Source organism: Chitinophagales bacterium (assembly GCA_041392475.1).
GTDB lineage: Bacteria > Bacteroidota > Bacteroidia > Chitinophagales > UBA2359 > JAUHXA01.
Window position 1 is genome coordinate 1402286 of sequence record JAWKLZ010000002.1, and the last position, 16600, is coordinate 1418885.

General features: G+C 39.2%; 13 protein-coding genes. 8 read left to right on the plus strand and 5 right to left on the minus strand.

Annotated elements, in window-relative coordinates; genetic code table 11:
- Positions 1 to 67: 67 nt before the first annotated feature.
- Positions 68 to 2851, minus strand: coding sequence for an excinuclease ABC subunit UvrA (gene uvrA / locus R3E32_18945; GenBank protein MEZ4886813.1), 2784 nt, complete (start codon positions 2849 to 2851; stop codon positions 68 to 70).
- A 799-nt stretch (positions 2852 to 3650) separates the two neighbouring features.
- Here uvrA and R3E32_18950 point away from each other — a divergent pair.
- The 4 genes from R3E32_18950 (at position 3651) to R3E32_18965 (ending at position 7117) form a co-directional block, all read left to right on the plus strand.
- Complete coding sequence (locus R3E32_18950) at positions 3651 to 4229, plus strand: sigma-70 family RNA polymerase sigma factor (protein MEZ4886814.1); 579 nt, start codon at positions 3651 to 3653, stop codon at positions 4227 to 4229.
- A gap of 112 nt (positions 4230 to 4341) precedes the next feature.
- A complete protein-coding gene (locus tag R3E32_18955) occupies positions 4342 to 4584 on the plus strand; it encodes a hypothetical protein (GenBank protein MEZ4886815.1) in 243 nt (80 codons plus the stop codon).
- Between the two features lie 206 nt (positions 4585 to 4790).
- Positions 4791 to 6113 carry a UDP-N-acetylmuramoyl-tripeptide--D-alanyl-D-alanine ligase gene (murF, locus tag R3E32_18960; GenBank protein MEZ4886816.1) on the plus strand — a complete coding sequence of 441 codons (1323 nt, stop codon included), beginning with the start codon at positions 4791 to 4793 and terminating at the stop codon, positions 6111 to 6113.
- Positions 6114 to 6139: 26 nt separating this feature from the next.
- Positions 6140 to 7117: an NAD-dependent epimerase/dehydratase family protein gene (locus R3E32_18965; protein ID MEZ4886817.1), complete on the plus strand. Its 978-nt coding sequence runs from the start codon at positions 6140 to 6142 to the stop codon at positions 7115 to 7117.
- A gap of 76 nt (positions 7118 to 7193) precedes the next feature.
- Here R3E32_18965 and R3E32_18970 read toward each other — a convergent pair whose 3' ends face one another.
- A complete protein-coding gene (locus R3E32_18970; GenBank protein MEZ4886818.1) occupies positions 7194 to 7763 on the minus strand; it encodes a YfiR family protein in 570 nt (189 codons plus the stop codon).
- 472 nt (positions 7764 to 8235) lie between these two features.
- Here R3E32_18970 and R3E32_18975 point away from each other — a divergent pair, with 472 nt between their 5' ends.
- The 4 genes from R3E32_18975 (at position 8236) to R3E32_18990 (ending at position 14372) form a co-directional block, all read left to right on the plus strand.
- Complete coding sequence (locus R3E32_18975) at positions 8236 to 10317, plus strand: OmpA family protein (GenBank protein ID MEZ4886819.1); 2082 nt, start codon at positions 8236 to 8238, stop codon at positions 10315 to 10317.
- Positions 10318 to 10381: 64 nt separating this feature from the next.
- The gene (locus R3E32_18980; GenBank protein ID MEZ4886820.1) at positions 10382 to 11731 is read left to right on the plus strand and encodes a nucleotide sugar dehydrogenase; all 1350 of its coding nucleotides are present in this window, start codon (positions 10382 to 10384) and stop codon (positions 11729 to 11731) included.
- Between the two features lie 164 nt (positions 11732 to 11895).
- The gene (deoC, locus tag R3E32_18985) at positions 11896 to 12555 is read left to right on the plus strand and encodes a deoxyribose-phosphate aldolase (protein MEZ4886821.1); all 660 of its coding nucleotides are present in this window, start codon (positions 11896 to 11898) and stop codon (positions 12553 to 12555) included.
- Positions 12556 to 12635: 80 nt separating this feature from the next.
- Positions 12636 to 14372 carry an amidohydrolase family protein gene (locus tag R3E32_18990; protein ID MEZ4886822.1) on the plus strand — a complete coding sequence of 579 codons (1737 nt, stop codon included), beginning with the start codon at positions 12636 to 12638 and terminating at the stop codon, positions 14370 to 14372.
- Between the two features lie 133 nt (positions 14373 to 14505).
- Here the strand turns inward: R3E32_18990 and R3E32_18995 are convergent, their stop codons facing one another.
- Genes R3E32_18995 through R3E32_19005 form a run of 3 tightly spaced genes read right to left on the minus strand, consistent with a single transcriptional unit; the run spans position 14506 to position 16582 of the window.
- Entirely contained in the window at positions 14506 to 14754 is a 249-nt protein-coding gene (locus tag R3E32_18995; protein MEZ4886823.1) for a phosphopantetheine-binding protein, read from the minus strand.
- A 58-nt stretch (positions 14755 to 14812) separates the two neighbouring features.
- Positions 14813 to 16087 (minus strand): beta-ketoacyl-[acyl-carrier-protein] synthase family protein, encoded by a 1275-nt coding sequence (locus tag R3E32_19000; GenBank protein ID MEZ4886824.1) that lies wholly within the window; start codon positions 16085 to 16087, stop codon positions 14813 to 14815.
- Positions 16088 to 16141: 54 nt separating this feature from the next.
- Positions 16142 to 16582, minus strand: coding sequence for a 3-hydroxyacyl-ACP dehydratase FabZ family protein (locus tag R3E32_19005; protein MEZ4886825.1), 441 nt, complete (start codon positions 16580 to 16582; stop codon positions 16142 to 16144).
- Positions 16583 to 16600: the final 18 nt, after the last annotated feature.

Sequence of the window (16600 nt, forward strand, 5' to 3'; positions counted from 1 at the left end):
TTCAAATTTACACTTTTGTCCATGAATTTCAAAACATATATTTTCGTCCTGTCAGACTGCTTCCCAATCAAAGTTTCTCCTTCAAATACTCAGCCGTATAAGAATTTTCTACCATAAGCAGTCCTTCTGGTACACCTTGATAGAGGAGGTATCCGCCTTCGTCGCCTCCTTCAGGGCCAAGATCTATGAGCCAATCTGCAGATTTGATGATGTCCATATTGTGTTCGACAATCACAATGGTATGCCCACTTTCGACCAAAGCATTGAAGGCAGCCAAGAGTTTTTTGATGTCATTGAAGTGAAGCCCCGTAGAAGGTTCATCAAAAATAAAAAGGACAGGATTGTTAGAGCGACCTTTGCCGAGGTAAGAGGCCAATTTTACCCGTTGGGCTTCTCCTCCACTCAAAGTGCTGGAAGATTGCCCCAGTTTGACATACCCGAGTCCTACATCTTGAAGTGGTTGTATTTTATTGACAACATCAGGACGGTCTTCAAAAAAATCAATCGCTTCATCCACACTCATTTCCAAAACATCGTGAATGTTTTTGTCTTTGTATTCTACTTCAATGACTTCTGGCCTAAACCGTTTGCCTTCACATTCTTCGCATCGCAAGCGCACATCTGCCAAAAACTGCATTTCGATGGTGACATATCCTTCTCCTTTGCAGGTTTCGCAGCGACCACCTTCTACATTGAAGGAAAAATGCTTGGCTTTGAAGCCATTTATTTTTGACAAGTGCATCTGAGAATACAATTCTCGAATAGCGTCATAAGCTTTGATATACGTCACAGGATTGGAGCGAGAAGAACGCCCCAATGGATTTTGACTAATCAGTTCTATTTTGGATAAACTACTCAAATCACCGCTGATTTCTTTGTGTGTACCAGGCGCATCACCTGCTCCTTCAAAATGTCGCTTGAGGGAAGGATACAAAATATCCTTGACCAGCGAAGTTTTGCCCGAACCACTTACACCTGATACCACCGTGATGACATTGAGCGGAAAAGTAACAGATATATCTTTGAGATTGTGGTGCGTAGCATGGTGAATGGTGATGGCATTGATGACTTTTCGACGGTGTTCGGGAATGACGACCTCCTTTCTACCCAACAAATAATCAGCGGTAAGGCTGGTTTGACTATTTAATAATTCTGAGGGATCTCCTTCAAAAACCACTTCACCGCCAAGATGTCCTGCCATAGGCCCCATATCAACGATATAATCTGCATTGCGAATGATTTCTTCTTCGTGTTCGACAATGACAACTGTATTACCCAAATTTCGCAATTCCTTCAATACCCTAATCAACCGTTGTGTATCTCTCGGATGTAAACCAATGCTGGGTTCGTCCAAAATATACATAGAATTGGTCAAATTGCTTCCCAAACTTCGAGTGAGGTTGATGCGCTGGGTTTCTCCTCCCGAAAGTGTGCTGGATAGACGGTTAAGGGTCAAATACCCCAAACCTATGTCTTTCATTATTTTGAGGCGATTTTGCACCTCCAATAAAATGCGGCTGGCAACTTCCTGATCGTAGTCTGTTAGTTGGATTTGTTCAAAGAAATAATGCAGTTGCTTGATTGGCATCAATACCAAATCTGCAATAGATTTGCCATGAACTTTCACATATTGAGCATCTTTTCGCAATCGAGTGCCTTTGCAGTCTTTGCATAAGGTACGCCCTCGGTAGCGAGAAAGCATGACTCGGTACTGAATTTTGTGGCTGGATTGTTCCAACATCACAAAAAAATCATTCAATCCTTGAAAATATTTATTGCCTTTCCACAATAAATCGTACTCCTCTGGAGAGAGGTCTTTAATCGCTCGGTGAATTGGGAAGTCAAACTTGTGGCTATTCGTGATTAGTTCCGTTTGGTACTGACTCATTTTTTCGCCACGCCATGCAACTACTGCACCTTCATAGACAGAAAGATTGCGATTGGGAATTACCAAATTTTCGTCAATATCTATTACATGACCAAAACCCTCACAACGTTTGCAAGCCCCATAAGGATTGTTGAAGTTGAAAAAGTGTGCGTTGGGTTCTTCAAAAAGAATGCCGTCCATTTCAAAACGATTGTTGAAGATACTGGTTTCACTACCAATTACTTCAACAATACAATCCCCCATACTTTCCGAAAAGGCAGTCTGGGCAGAGTCACCAGCTCGTACTCGGGTATCTTCATCGTTGTGAACAACAAGGCGGTCAATCAATACTTGAATGTTGGTGACAGCAGCATTTTTTCGCAATTTCACTTCTTCAATGCGTGTAAGTTCACCGTCGATTGCTACTCTCGTAAAACCTTTTTGCAGTAAAATAGATAGCTGATTCTGTGGTGTTCTGCCATCTTTTACTTCAAAGGGAATGAAAACTTGAACTTTGCTGCCTTCTTCTAAAGAGGTGATATAGTCGACAACATCCGAAACGGTATGCTTTTTGACAAGGTTTCCAGAGATAGGAGAGTAAGTCTTACCGATTCGGGCAAATAAGAGACGGAGGTAGTCGTAAATTTCAGTAAGAGTACCAACTGTAGATCGGGAAGTTCGAGTGATGACTTTCTGTTCGATAGCGATTGCAGGACTTATTCCTTTGATGTAATCTACATCGGGTTTATCCATACGCATCAAAAATTGGCGAGCGTAAGAAGATAAACTTTCCACATACCGTCTTTGTCCTTCGGCATAAAGGGTGTCTATTGTCAAAGATGATTTTCCTGATCCACTCACACCTGTCACAACCACTAATTTATTTCGTGGAATGATTACGTTTACGTTTTTCAAGTTATGTACTCTTGCACCCTTTATAATAATATTTTTTTTGGGGTCAGCAGTTTCAATATCTTTCATCATATATTTTAGAAAATTGGAGGGACAAAGTTACCTTAATAAAGTTCAAAATCAATGATAAAATCACACATCGTCATTAAAATACTGTGGATAGTATGAGTTGATTAAATTGATAAATTACATTGATCTCACACTTCGCACCCTTTTTTTCAAAAAAGCAATTAACTCATTTTTGCAATTCATTTAATAATATTGAATTATAAGTATCAATAATTTTTAACTTATTTTTTTATAAATTCATTATTTGGCATCGACCTCCAATTTTAAGCAAACACTCTATGTATAATAAACATTCTTTAACTAAGAGAATCAAACTGTTTTTTGACTTTTATTCTACAAACAATTGATTTTTAGATTTTTAAAATTGAATTGTATTATTTGTTAAGGGTGAACTGTAAAAAAAATGAATTATCCAAAGATTTTTAAAGAGGTGCGGAACATAAGTTGATTTAAGTCATTGTCATCAAAAAACGCAAAAGTATTTCAATGCTTATGCAGCCTTTTGGTCTAAATGACAGTCTTTGAAATAAGGAAATTTCTTTTTTAATAAAAGTTGAAAAAAATCCCTTAAAAAGTCCAAAAACTTTCATTTTTTTAAAAAACAATAGGCAACTGTTTTTGATTCCAATGAAATATTTTTACTTTTGTTTGGAACTTACAACAAATAATTCATTTCTTCACAAATAAACGAATGCTTATAGACTAGAAAACTCTACACTAATTTTTAAACTGTACTTGTGTAAACTGAGAGGAAAGAGTTGATATTCTACTCTTTACCTTCACCCAAAATAATTGCTTAACTATGGATTTGCACACAATTAGTGATAGAGCATTGGTCAAGATGTATATGGCCGGTAATGAGCATTCTCTCGCCGAATTAATTCGCCGACATCAGGAAAAGGTATATACTTCCATTTTTATGTTTGTTAAAGACGAAGTATTGGCTGAAGATATTTTTCAGGACACCTTTATTAAGGTAATAGAAACACTTCGTAGGGGAAAATACTATGAAGATGGTAAGTTTTTACCTTGGGTTTTGCGAATTTCCTACAACCTTTGTATTGATCACTATCGAAAGGTAAAACGTACACCAACGATTACCAATAGTGAAGGGTATGATATCTTCAAATTTTTGAAATTTGAAGAAGATTCGCCTGAAAAGTCAATGATAAAGAACGAGACGCATACAAAAGTACGTAAGTTGGTAGAACAACTGCCTGACGAACAGAAAGAAGTCGTTATTTTGCGACACTATGCAGACCTAAGTTTTAAAGAGATTGCTAAAATCACAAACGTTAGCATCAATACAGCGCTAGGTCGTATGCGTTATGCGCTTATTAACATGCGTAAAATGATTACAGAAAAACAAATTCTGCTTTAGCAGAAATTCTTGGGCTTATTAACAATAAAGAGAGATTAGCTTGCGTTTTATAGGCGATTATGTAAATCGTAATATACAAACTTAAGTAACCCCCTCTAAATTAGTAACGCCTATGTACGAACAGTTTACACAAGAAGATCTCATTCGTTATAGTTATAACGAAACCAGCCTTACAGAAAGTAAAGCCATAGAACAAGCAATAGAAGAAAATTGGGAAATGAAAGAACAGTATGAAGAGATACAAGCAACTTTTGATATTTTGGACAAAGTTGTGTTGCGATTTCCCAACCCATCTTCTATCAAAATAATCATGGATTATAGCCAGAAAACCCATACAATGGAAACTCCCTGCTAACTCTGGATTCTGTGCATTATTTCCCTATTTTATACAAGTATATAAAGGCTGTAAAGTGTTAAATACAACTTTACAGCCTTTTTGTATTATTATCCAACTATTTATCCAAATAATGGTTTAAACTTAATTAAAACCCCAATAGAAAACAGTAATTGAAATTGATACATTAAAAACAGATTTCCTAGTACCCCCTAATTCAAAATAATATGCCCTTAACTACTAAAAAACTCTATACTTATTTTAGGAAGAATAACCATGTATGTACAGATAGCCGCAAAGTACAACCAAATGATTTGTTTTTTGCTTTGAAAGGCCCCAATTTTGACGGTAATGTGTATGCAGATGATGCTCTAAAAAGAGGAGCTACTTATGCAGTGATTGATAACCCCGAATTTCAGAAAAGCGATAGACACCTATTGGTTCAAGATACGCTTACCGCCCTACAAGACTTAGCTACTTATCACCTTAAAGAAGTCAAACCTATATGCATTGCAATCACTGGATCCAATGGTAAAACAACTACCAAAGAATTGATAACAAGTGTATTAGCAACTACCTTCAATACACAAGCCACTATCGGCAATTTGAACAATCATATTGGAGTGCCGCTTACTTTATTATCCTTAGTAGACGATACCAAAATGATGATAGTAGAAATGGGTGCAAATCACATAGACGAAATTAACTTTTTGTGTAGCATTGCTCTACCTAACTTTGGTTTGATCACTAATATTGGTAAAGCACACTTAGAAGGTTTCGGCAGTGTCAATGGGATTGTGAAAGCCAAAGGAGAACTATTTGATTTTTTGGATGCCTCTGGAGGACATTCTTTTCTGAATATGAACGATTTTCGAGTAGCTAAAATTGGCTATTTTATTCAAAATGCTTCCACTTACGGAAGTGGAGAATGGTACAAAACAGATGTAAGGATGGAAGGTGCAGAGCCTTTTTTGAAGGTAAATTGGTATCCTAAAGTTCAAACAGGTAAAAATAAACGAGCTATTTTAGACCCCATTGATATTCAAACACAATTAATTGGGGCTTATAATTTGGACAATGTGACTGCTGCAATTGCAGTTGGAAGTTACTTCAATGTTTCTGCTGAAAACATCAAGCAAGCCATTGAAGCCTATAAACCTAACAATCAACGCTCACAAATACTTGAAAAAAATGGAAATACAATTGTACTCGATGCCTACAATGCCAACCCCACAAGTATGGAAGCAGCACTACAAAATTTTGCAAAGATGAAAGGCGAAAATAAAGTAGTCATATTGGGAGATATGCTTGAAATGGGAAAGGAAAGCGAAACGGAGCATCTGAAATTGTTGAAAATGCTATTAGAAATGAAAGTATCTCAAGTAGTGTTGGTGGGGAACGAACTAATGAAAGCGGATAAAAAACGACAATTTTTACACTTTCAAAATACAAAAGATGCACGTAATTGGTTTGATGAGCAGCATTTTCAAAATGCACTGATACTTTTGAAAGGATCAAGAAGTATTGCTTTAGAGAAAATTGTTGAGTAAATTTAGGCCTATCAAAACAGCATACTATGATTCTCGTTACAGGTGGTACAGGTTTGGTCGGAGCACACCTGCTTAGGCAATTGATTGAACAACAGAAGCATCCTATCAGGGCTATCAAACGAAATTCAAGTAGAATGGATTTGGTGGCAGACATTGAAGATCAAATAGAGTGGTTTCAAGCGGATATATTGGAGGTAGAGAATTTGAGGGCTGCAATGGTAGGCGTTTCTAAGATTTATCACTGTGCTGCTGTTATTGCTTTTGACTCGAAACAATACGAATGGATGCACCGAGTGAATGTGGAAGGCACGGCGAATGTGGTGAATTTGGCATTGGAGGAAGGTGTACAAAAATTAGTTCACGTCAGTTCGATTGCTGCAATTGGCAGAAGTGAGCGAAATAATAGAGTGAGTGAGAACACTAAGTGGGAGGATAGCCCTAACAATAGTCAATATGCTATTAGCAAGTACAGAGGAGAGATGGAAGTGTGGCGAGGTGCTGCAGAAGGGTTGAATGTCGTCATCGTAAATCCTTCTGTCATTATTGGAGAAGGATATTGGAATGAAGGAAGTAGTCAGTTAATTTCTAAAGTAGCCAAGGGTTTACCATTTTATCCAGCAGGAGGAACAGGCTTTGTAGATGTAAAAGACGTGGTGGAAGCAATGATTGGTTTGATGGATAGTAAAGTCGGAAACGAACGGTTTATTCTAAATGGAATCAATACGACCTACCAAGATTTTTTTACACAAGTCGCTGTGAAATTTGGTAAGAAACCTCCTCGTTTCAAAATCAATCCCTTGATTGCTGCTATTTCGTGGAGATTAGCCAAACCCTTGTCGTGGATTACTAGAAAAGCCCCTTTGATTACCAAAGAAACTGCTCAATTGATGCAATCACGATATTTTTATGACAATAGTAAAATTCAAAAAATGATTGGGTTTAAATTTCGGTCATTTGAAGATACGCTTCGGAGAATTGCTAAAAATTTTCCGAAAGAAGGATAATAAAAAAACCGCTCATTTTTTGATGAGCGGTTTTTTAAGAAAGGGGGTGGACATCTTTTTAGGATGAATTGTATTTTTAAGGTTTTGACCCATTTGCAACATTGGGGCTAGATGTATCGGGCAATATGGCAATTCTGAGCAATTGTGGACTTACTTTGAAGCCATAGTTAATCATTTTACTTTGATTAATTTCAAATTTGAGTGCGCCCGTTCGGGTTTCTACAAAATTAATCAAGCCTCCTTGTTGGGTAAAACCTACCTTTTCACCGACTAATAAAATACTTTTACTCGCTAATTTTTCTAAATTTGCTTGTAAAATACTTTGATTTTCACTGATAAATAAAATATGGCATAATGCAGAACTAGAAGCTAATAAATCATTTACATTATCAAAAGAACGCACCTTTACAGGCCTGGTTATTTCGTTAGAATTTGCTTTCTGCTCTAAATAACTATACACTTCTGTGTTTCCTATTACACCTATAATAACTTCACTATTGCCTTGCACACCACTCCACTCCACATACTGAATAAAGTTGTAGATATAATCTGCTTTTTGAGTATTGGCGTTTGCTTGAGCAAGAAGACTCACGCAAACCAGCAATAAACTGGATACTAATAGCGAAATATTCTTAAAAGTTAACATAGATTTGGGATATTACCGTAGTTCAGTCTAAAATAAGTAGTGTATTCAGTTTCATAGGCACTTAGTTATCTGATTAGTTTTACGATGGTATAGGGTATGAAAGATTCATTTATATCAAAGCTTGACTATTTATTCTATATTTTCATTGATTTAAAATATATTTTTTTAGGCGAAAATCTATTCAATTATTTGATATTCAATTTATTTCAAAATAAAATTTAAATAAAAAATTGCGTAAAATATATGTATTTACAATAAAAACATGACAAAATTTAGCAAACAGATGACAAGGAACTTTATAATATTTTTTGACTTCTTTTTGTTAATTAAGAGAACTATTTGACCTCTTTATACGATTATTTTAGTACAAAAGATTGAGGCAACTTTTAGTTCGCCCATGAAGACTGCAAACAATAAGTCAGACTTTGTGATTATCCAATAGATTAATACATTGAAGCGTAAAAAAATATCTATGAATACTGCAAGACATTTTCTTTTTCTACTGACTACGGTTAGTTTACTTTTAGTAGCAGGCTGTAAACTATTTGAAGCCCCAATAGATGCGACTACTGCCTATCAAAATAAACAATATGCAGTAGCCAGTACCTTACTGATTGAAGAATACAACAAAGAGTCAGACCTTATTAAAAAATCAAATATTGCCTACAAAATAGGGGAGTCTTTTCGAATGGCAAACAACACCAAGAATGCCGAAATATGGTACGCAAAAGCACTCGACTACAGCTCTGAACCTGCTGTATTGTTCAAATATGGGTTGATGCTCAAAGCCAATGGCAAATACAAAGAAGCAATTGTCAACTTTAGAGAATATGCCCTCAGCAATCCCATTGACGCAGTAAGAGCTACAAAAGAGCGACAAGCCTGCCAACAAGCATTAGAATGGCAGGAAGACAAAACGGATTATAAAATCCTTCAATTACAGGGCATCAACTCCATTGCCTCCGACTATGCTCCTGTATTATATGCGGATAAACAATTGGTTTTCACTTCCGATAGAAGCGAATCAATGGGCGAAGATGAATTTGGTTGGACTGGAAACAAATATTCTGATTTGTTTGTCGCCAATTTATTGAACGAAGTAACCTATGACCTACCCGTTCAGTTTGGCGATTCTATCAACACTGCCTTCAATGAGGGCGTAGTGAGTTTCACCTCAGATTTCAACACCGTGTATTTTACGGCTTGCGGTAGTCCACACGAAAAAGACGATTTTTGTCAGATATATGTGACAAACAAAGGTGAAGGCGGAAAATGGAGAGTGCCAGTACAGGTAGTACTTTTTGAAGAAGACACCATCAATGTAGGACACCCTTATATTACCCCCAACGGCAAAGAATTGTACTTTGCAGCAGATGCTCCAGACAGCTATGGCGACAAAGATATTTATATGTCCACCATTACGCCAGAAGGTCTGTGGTCTTATCCTAAAAATCTCGGCCCAGAAATCAATACTGAGAACTACGAAGGATTTCCGTATATCGGAACAGATGGACGACTTTATTTTGCTTCAAATGGGCATTACGGCATGGGAGGCTTAGACATCTATCGTGCAGACCGTGAGAAAAAAGGATGGACGAATGTGGAAAACCTCAAAGCTCCAATTAATTCATCTGCCGATGACTTTGGGATTGTCTTTTTTCCTTACATCGAACCCGAAATGATGGACAAAGTGGAGGCAGAAGGTTATCTCAGTTCTGCTCGCAATGGAGGAAAAGGTGCAGACGATATCTATAAATTCATATTAGAAATCCCAAAAGAAGAACCTCCTGTAGTCATTACAGATACCGTTCCTCCAATTCCAGTAGTACCTAAAGAGCCTATTTATGTCTTGGAGGGAAAGGTATTTCAAAAAATACTGGCAGATCCAGAAGATCCTAATAGTGGTGTAGTACGTAGAGAGCCTATTCCCACCGCAGTTGTTGAAGTATTGGGTTTGAGTGCCAACAGCCGCATCGGAAAACGTTTGGTGACTGACGAAAATGGCTTCTTTTCATTGGAAGTAGAAAAAGAAACCGACTATAAAGTGCGTGCCTCTTCTGCTGGATTTCTGGCAGCCTCGGTCAATGCTTCAACCAAAGGTAAAACAGGTGCTGCAGGAGAAACAGTGAAAGTATATGTGGAAATTACACTGGACAAAGTATTTATCCAAAAATCCATTACCCTCCAAAATATCTACTACGACTTGGACAAATGGGATATTCGAGAAGATGCCAAACCTACGCTCAATGAGGTGGCAAGCGTGATGCTCGAAAATCCTACTCTATTGGTAGAAATGGGTTCGCATACCGATTCACGAGGAAAAAATGCTTATAACCTTGAGCTTTCACAGAAAAGAGCCGAATCTGCCGTAGATTACCTCACTTCAAAAGGAATAGAACGAAGCCGATTAATTGCAAAAGGTTATGGAGAAACACAATTGACCAATGGGTGTGCAGACGGTGTTACCTGCGATGAAGAACAACATCAAGCCAATCGCCGCACAACCTTCAAAGTAGTTTCTAATAAGTATCGTGGAGGAAGCGCAGGTTTTTAGGAATACATTGTATCTATGCACTGCTTTTTATAACTTTGCGTTTTTAAATAACAAAAGCTAGCAAATGTTGCTAGCTTTTACTTTCTACGTGAATGTTATGATGGCAACTATCCAAAAAGGACAGATATTTACCGACTTAATTCAAAAAAAAACCTCTCTTGCACTGATAGGTTTGGGATATGTAGGTTTGCCAATAGCGCTCGAATTTGCCAAGAATTTGTCCGTTATTGGATTTGACATCAGCCAAGAACGCATCAAAATGATGCAAGAAGGCATTGACCCCAGCAATGAACTTTCTGCCAAAGAATTTGAAGACAAAGATATCCAATTTACCCACCACATTAAAGACCTTCAAAAAGCACGATTTTACATTGTAGCCGTTCCTACACCGATTGACGAACACAAAGTTCCCAATTTGAAGCCCTTATTAAGTGCCTCAAAATTCATCGGAAAAGTATTGAAGCAAGGAGATTATGTGGTTTATGAATCAACAGTTTACCCTGGTTGTACGGAAGAAGACTGTGTGCCTATTTTGGAAGAAATGTCAGGTTTGAAGTGCGGCAGAGACTTCAAAGTGGGTTATTCACCTGAGCGCATCAACCCCGGCGACAAAGAACACACAATCACCAAAATTACCAAAGTTGTATCGGGTTGTGATAAAGAAGCTTTGGACAATATTGCAGCCGTATATGGTTCGATAGTCGAGGCAGGTATTTTCAAGGCAAGTTCTATCAAAGTGGCAGAAGCGGCAAAGGTAATCGAAAACACACAGCGTGACCTCAATATCGCCTTAATGAATGAGTTGTCCATTATTTTTGATAAGATGAACATCTCTACATCGGATGTATTGAAGGCCGCAGGTACCAAATGGAATTTCTTACCCTTCTCGCCAGGCTTAGTCGGGGGACATTGTATCGGAGTCGACCCTTACTATTTGACCTACAAATCAAAAGAATTGGGTTATCGCCCGCAAATCATCCTCAGCGGTCGCCGAATCAACGATGATATGGGCGCATACATCGTAAAACGCATTGTACAAATGCTTATCAAACAAGGTAAAAGCATTCACCAATGCAAAGCACTCATCATGGGCGTAACCTTCAAGGAAAATGTGAGCGACATCCGCAATTCAAAAGTAATAGACCTCGCCACCGAACTACAATCTTTTTCCATCGAAACCGACATCATTGACCCACACGCTTCATCCGAAGAATTGCAGCATGAATACGGAATAGGATTGACCGAACAAATCAGATCGGATTATGACTGTGTGATTGTGGCCGTCAAACACGATGAATACGCCAATTTAAACGAAGCTTACTTTCAGCGTATTAGCAATCCCTCGGCTATTTTGATTGACATCAAAGGTGTTTACCACGGTCAGATTGAAGAGATGGAGTATTGGACTTTGTAAAAAAATCAAGGTTCTTGGACAAAATCTGTGATTTGAAACTTCGGAAGTTTGCCGCTTACAAAATCAAAAAAACTATTTCGCTAAAAATCAACCTCTTATAAAATGAAACTTCCGAAGTCTTTATTACTTCCACAAAAATTGTCACAGAACCAAAATCAAAAAGTATGACCAACCAAGACATCGCTTCAAAAATTGACCACACGATTTTGAAGCCCACCACAACCCACCTTCAAATTGACCAACTTTGTGAGGAGGCTCTGCAATATAGCTTTGCAGCCGTATGTGTGCCGCCCAATCGAGTAGAACAAGCAGTGAAAAAATTGAAGGACAGTTCGGTAAAAGTAGCAACCGTCATAGGCTTTCCTTTTGGCTACAACGATTCGATTATCAAAATGTTGGAAACCAATACTGCTATCGAAAGTGAGGTGGATGAAGTAGACATTGTGGCAAATATTGGAGCCATCAAAGAACATAATTGGGAAATGGTCAGAATGGATTTGCTGGTTGCCGTACAATTGTGTCAAGTGCATAAAATAACCTCCAAAATCATCATCGAAACAGGCTTGCTCTCCAAAGAAGAAATTGTGAAAATGTGTATAATATGCGCCGAATTACAAGTGGATTATGTCAAAACTTCAACAGGCTTCAATGGCGAAGGGGCAACGATTGAAGTAATAAAATTGATGCGAGTCAACTTACCCAAATTCATCAAAATCAAAGCATCTGGCGGTATTCGTACACGAGAATTTGCCGTAGAATTGATAGAAGCTGGAGCAGACCGATTGGGTTGTTCTAGTGGGGTGAAAATCGTTTCTGAAAACTGAAACTTGTCTTTTACTTAGCTGTTGATGTATGAAATGGTATTTTTGCTTTTCATTTTTCACTTACTTCAATGTGCCTTCTTATGAAATCACCAATTTTCCTCTCGATATTCCTTTTCTCATTGCTGCTTTTTTCCTGCAATAACGAACAAACCTCCAATACGTCAACAGCTTCCAATACGCCAAAAACCGACCTAATTCTGTACAACGGAACGATTTATACGGCAGATGAAAACCTACCTAAAGCTGAAGCCATTGCAGTGAAAGATGGTGAAATCACCTTTGTTGGCAGCAATGCCGATATTCAATCTTGGATACCCGATGCTGCAAAAGTCGTTGATTTGGAAGGAAAGACGGTATTACCTGGATTCATTGAAAGCCACGGTCATTTGCTCGGTTTGGGTCGTCAAAAAACACAATTGGAGTTGGCAAATTTGAGGAGTTATGAACAGTTGGTGGATTTGGTGGCGGAAGCGGTCAAAACTGCTAAAAAAGGAGAGTGGATTCTGGGGAGAGGATGGCATCAGAGCAAATGGGAAAAAATTCCGAATCCCTCGGTCAAGGGTTTCCAGACGCACGAATTATTGAGTGTCGTTTCACCTGACAACCCTGTTTTTCTGACCCATGCAAGTGGTCATGCAGGTTTTGCGAATGCCAAAGCAATGAAAATGGCGGGCATTACGAGCGAAACAACTTTTCCGGAGGATGGTGAAATCATGAAAGATGCGGATGGCAATCCAACGGGTATTTTTGTGGAAAATGCAGAACAATTGATTACCAAAATCATCCCCGAATCTACGCCCGAAACAGATGCAAAGGCATTGCAGGCAGCGGTGGAGGAATGTTTGAAGTATGGCATTACCTCCTTTCAAGATGCAGGTTCGGAGCAGAAAGACATTGACCTTTACAAGAATTTTTTGTCCAATAATCAACTCAAAATCAGGCTTTATGTCATGTTGGCAGGATGGGCTGAAGATGATAGTTTACTGCAAAAGTGGTATGCGAAAGGGCCTGAAATTGGGTTGGGAGACAACCACCTCACCATTCGCAGCATCAAAATGTATGCAGATGGAGCTTTGGGGTCTCGTGGAGCATGGCTTCTCGACGAATACAGCGACCGTCCTGCTCATTTCGGAAACAACATCATGGATATGGAGGCGATTTATAAAACAGCCTCTAATGGACTGCAAAATGGCTTTCAGGTATGCACCCATGCGATTGGCGACAAAGCAAATCGAGAAGTCTTGAACCAATACGAAAAGGCTTTTGCAGCCTATCCCGAAGCTGCAAAAAATGCCCGTTTTCGCATCGAACACGCACAACATCTTTCGCTTGAAGACATTCCGAGGTTTGGAGAATTGGGAATAATTGCGTCTATTCAAGGGATTCACATGGCTTCTGACCGTCCGTGGGCGATTGACCGTTTGGGTAAAAAACGCATTGAAGAGGGGGCTTATGTTTGGCAAAAACTCCTTCAATCGGGCGCAAAGGTCATCAATGGAACTGATACTCCTGTCGAACCTGTCAATCCTTTTGCTTGCTTCTATGCTTCGGTGACTCGTCAAACTTTGGCGGGTACGCCAGAGGGGGGCTATGAGGCTGACCAGAAAATGACCCGTGAACAAGCCTTGAAAACCTATACTTTGGATGCAGCTTATGGTTCGTTTGAGGAGGACATCAAGGGTTCTATTGAAGTGGGGAAATTGGCAGATTTTGTGGTGTTGGATAAAGATTTAATGCAAATTCCCGTAGAACAGATTTTGAGAACGAAGGTGGTTTATACGATTGTGGGAGGGGAGATTGTTTTTGAAGGGGAATAGAATACAAAAGTAAGATTTTGATTATTTGAATTGTGCCGCTAGTGGCGACACAATTCAAATAGTTTTGTTTTTAAAGTATTAATCAAAATCTCAAAACCCACTATCATCCACCTGCTCCAACCAATCACTAACACTAAGCCGTTTTCGCCATTACCACTTCAACAGCATCCTTGACCGTCAGCATTTTCTCTGCCGAATCATCGTCAATTTCGATGTCAAAAGCATCTTCCACATCAATGATAATGTCCACCAAATTGGCAGAATTGATGTCCAAATCGTTCAATAAATTTGTTTCACCATTGATACTTTGCAGTAAACTTTTGTCTTCCACATAAGGTGCAATAATCGTTTGCAGTTTTTCGGTAATTTGTTCTTTGGTCATATTTTATATGTGTATTTTTTATTCGTAAAAAAATCTGCGCCATCAATAAAATCTGCGATCAATATTTCTTGAAGATAACACAACTGTTCACATCTCCAAAACCAAAGCTGCTTTTCGCAAAAATGTTTAGTTCTGCTTTTTGAAAAGTTTGTGGAATTCTTTTGGGGTCAATAACCGCTGCAATTTCGGGATGTAAATCTTCACAATTCAAAGAAGGATGCAAAAAATTGCCCTTCAATTGCAGCACAGCCGCCACCGCTTCAATCGCTCCTGCGGCACTCAAACAGTGTCCAATCATGGACTTCAAAGCACTGATATACGGAAAATCCGTTCCTGTTCGCTGCAATGCCTTGGACCAACTCGCTACTTCACCAGGGTCAAACATCGTAGAGGTCAAATGTCCCGAAATCGCATCTACTTCCGATGCTTCAATGCCCGCATCTTGCAGTGCGCCGAGGATGCAACGCTCTATGCCTAAAACATTTGGAGCTGTCATGCTGCCTGCATTTCGTTGACCGCCAGAATTGGTAAAACCGCCCAAGACTTCTGCATAAATCGGTGCATTTCGCTCCAAAGCACTCTCCAAATCCTCCAACAACAAAGCCCCCGCACCACCTCCAGGCACAAAACCCGTAGCCGTTGCACTCATCGGTCGAGAAGCATATTCTGGATTATCATTGCTTCGCCGATTCAACACCCGCATCGCATCAAATCCCGCCCAAACGTATGCTCCCGCACTATCACAGCCTCCACACAACATTCGTTTTGCCTTGCCGAGTCGAATCCGTTCCGCACCCATAATAATCGCCTCCGTTCCTGTGCTACAAGCAGAAGCATTCGTTGTGACTTGATTTCCCAAACCCAACATTCCACCCAAGTAGGCACTCACGCCGCTTGACATCGTTTGTTGGGTAATCGTGCTGCCCAGTCGCCTCGTATTCAATTCGTCAATCATATACATGGCGTAGCGAATTGCCCTTGCGCTCGCCAAACCTGCCCCCATAATACAACCGCTATCCCAATCTGCTTCATCCGTTTTGCGGTCCGAAATGGTCAAACCTGCATCTTTCCACGCATCCATTCCTGCAATGCAGCCATACAAAACGCCATTGGCTTTGAGGCGACTGAGTTCTAAATCCGAAAAATACTGTTGTTTGTGTTCGAGAGTGACAGGCGGTATTCCTCCTACTTGACAGGAAAATTTCAATTCCTTCAATTCTTCAATGAATTGAATACCCGATTTCCCTTCCTTCAATGCGGCTTCAAAATCGGCTAACCCGACTGCATTTGGAGCAACTACGCCCATTCCTGTTATGACGACTCGTTTGATAATGTTGGTTTTTGAATGATAGAATTTTTATTCACCTCACTTCTCACTTCTTGCATCTCACTTCCTCAAAACCATTCCCGACAAATGCCCTTTGCAGACTTTTTCACCTGCTTCATTGGTCATCACCACTCTACACTTCAATTTGCCGAAACGAAAGTACACCTTTTCGGACTGTACCCAAACTTTTTCTTCTGGACGCACCATCTTCAAAAATTCTACTTCTGAACTACTAAACGCAAAATCAATAAGTTGGAGGTTTTCATGTGCTTTGATTAAGAACATTCCCAAAGTCACCAAACCGATTTGTGCCATCGTTTCGATCAATATAACCCCTGGCGTAATCGGATTGTTGGGAAGGTGTCCACGATAAAAATACTCATCTTTGCGAAAAGTATAAGTTCCTTTTGCGCCATTTTCGTTGATTTCGGTGAGTTCATCTACAAATAAAAAAGGTGGCTCATAGGGAAGCAGTTCTTTGATGCGTTGCAGTAAATCCATGTAGAATAGAAGGATTAA